Raw genomic sequence first — 2,519 nt, 5'->3', positions numbered from 1 at the left:
CGGATACCTTTGCTATGGTTGTTTTTTGCTTTATCACAGGGATGATTGTCGAGATTTTGATTTCAGGGATGACGTTTGAGCAATCTTTAGCATCACGTACACTATCTATTCCAGTGAATATTGCTATTGCTTGGCCGTATGGCGTTTTTCGTGATTGGGTACTACGTCAGGGTAACAAGGTATCGCCGTCTTCATTTATGAAAAACGTATCTGATCTGGTCGCTTATGTGCTTTTTCAGTCTCCAGTTTATGCAGGAATTTTATTCGCAGTTGGTGCGTCTACAGACCAAATAGTGACCGCGGTGACAAGTAACGCCATTATTTCTTGCGGTATGGGTGTGTTGTATGGGTACTTCTTGGACATGTGCCGCCGTTGGTTCCGTGTTCCCGGTTATTCTCAAAGTATCTAAATGACCCAGTTTTGCTCAATTTAGTTACTTAGTGAGCAATCGAGTGGAAAAGGGCGCTTTTTTTTATGTTTAGCCTTGACCATCAGGCACATAATCATTAAATTAGCGCCTCGTTAGCCAATGATGCTAACAAAAATTGATTCGGTGAGTTGTCCGAGTGGCTGAAGGAGCACGCCTGGAAAGTGTGTATACGGCAACGTATCGAGAGTTCGAATCTCTCACTCACCGCCACATTCTATAAGCCCTTGTAGTGTAAGAACTTCTTATAATACAGGGGTTTGGTGTTTTAATGTAAGCTGCCTACTGGTACAAAGAGTAGGTACAATGTCGAACATCATGGCAAGTCCTTATAAGCATCCTAAAACTGGTGTTTACTACTTTAGAATGGCTGTCCCCAAAAAGCTGGTTCCTATAATCGGTAAGACAGTCTTCAAGAAATCTCTTCAAACGAAAAACCTTTCTGAAGCTAAACCACGATTTACTGAGTGTCTATTCGATGCGCAGAAGCAGATCGCCGTTGCTCAGTTAAAACTATCTAATTCATCCAATGTCGAACTCAATGTTAGAGACTGTGCAATCATCGCAGAGCGTTGGTATGAACACGTAAAGAATGAAGTTGATACCTCTGGTAACTACGATCTTTTCCTAAAAAGGGATGTAGATGCGGAAGGCACAGTCCGTGAATTTGGCTTGTCTGATACTTTGTCCATATGTGGCAACGAGGTTGATACTGCTACTCCTGACCAGCTTCAAGAGCTAGCAGATGAACTAAAAGAGTTTATTGTTGCTCAACTAGATAGAGAGGGTTTAGTTGTCTCTTCTCACAGTGAGTCTTTCCGTCAATTAGCAGTAGCTTTCTATCACTACATTCATCGCATCGAAGCGCTATGTAGAGCACGTTACAACCGTGACTATGGCTACGAAGCAGTATCTAATCCTATTGCAGACAAACCTCTGTCAGTTAACGCTTTAGCTAACAAACACCAGCCTAAACGCAAAAAGGCATCTCAATACTCTATATCTAATGTGTTTAAGAGGTATCACCAGTCTGAAACTCTTAAGGACAAAGACGCTAAAGCATTGTATGAGGCAGGCCTTCAGATTGAGCGTCTAATCGAAGTTATCGGAGATCTGGATGTTACTGAAGTAACTCGTGCGCATATCGTTGAGTTTCGAGATACATTGCTTCAGTTACCTAAGTCTAAAATTGCAAGTATCAGGAATAGACCTCTTCTAGAGCAAATTGAACTTGTAAAGATACAAGGTCTAGAGACTTTAAGTGCTACTACGGTGAAGAACTGTCTACGCAAGACCTCTGTTGTGTTTAGCTATGCCGTTGAACTAGGCATCATCGACTCTAATCCACACGTAGGTGTGCGTGTTGCCACAGCGGAGAAGAAAACTGAAGCTAATGAGGGAAAAGGCTACACTGACTCAGAAATGCGTCGACTGTTCCAAGCTGACGTATTTAATGATGTTAATGCTCGTAAACCTTATGGTATGGCTTGTTATTGGGTTCCTTTGTTGTGCAGATATACAGGTGCACGCCTAGAGGAGATGTCTCAACTACATAAGTCAGATGTATCCCAATCAGACTCAGGCATACATTACCTCAATATCCGTCGAGGTGAGGGGCAAAGCGTTAAGAATAACTCTTCACTGAGACACGTACCTATCCCTGCTCATCTGATAGAACTAGGTTTCTTAGATTATGTTGCGGAGTCAGGCGGCTTCTTGTTCCCAGAGCTTAAAGAGAACAAATACGGCAAGAAATCAGCGGCACTCAGTAAGTGGTGGGGTCAAACAGTCAGGTCTCTAGGTATACACACAACCCAACCGGCTCATGCGTTTAGGCATACTTTCAAGACGGCTCTGCGCAGACTGGGTATTGCTGACACTGTTAGTGACGCTATTACTGGTCATACTCCAGCGGGTGTAGGCGGTTCATATGGTACGGTTGAGTTGGAGACGAAAAAAGAAGCTATCGACCGTCTCCCTCGTTTAGCTTTAAGCAGGCTATAAGAACATTACTTAGTTAGAGTTTACATGTGCTATTGTTTAAACATCTTTTCTGAAAGGTTTTTGTTTAAGTTGTTGTTTTTAAAATAT

At 42.5% G+C, this 2,519-nt stretch carries 2 protein-coding genes and 1 tRNA gene; all 3 read left to right on the top strand.

The window, feature by feature from the left end; all coding sequences use genetic code 11:
- On the top strand, positions 1-410 hold a 410-nt coding region (locus CAG69_RS15870), incomplete at its 5' end, for an L-alanine exporter AlaE (RefSeq protein WP_161445086.1).
- 143 nt (positions 411-553) lie between these two features.
- Positions 554-641, top strand: a tRNA-Ser gene (locus tag CAG69_RS15865).
- Positions 642-734: 93 nt separating this feature from the next.
- Complete coding sequence (locus tag CAG69_RS15860) at positions 735-2,432, top strand: site-specific integrase (RefSeq protein WP_161445084.1); 1,698 nt, start codon at positions 735-737, stop codon at positions 2,430-2,432.
- Positions 2,433-2,519: the final 87 nt, after the last annotated feature.

Source organism: Vibrio sp. V43_P6S15P86, from assembly GCF_009904725.1.
In the GTDB taxonomy this organism is placed as follows: domain Bacteria; phylum Pseudomonadota; class Gammaproteobacteria; order Enterobacterales; family Vibrionaceae; genus Vibrio; species Vibrio diabolicus.
The sequence above is the reverse complement of the archived record's forward strand: the minus strand, read 5'-3'. Positions and strand labels throughout refer to the sequence as shown.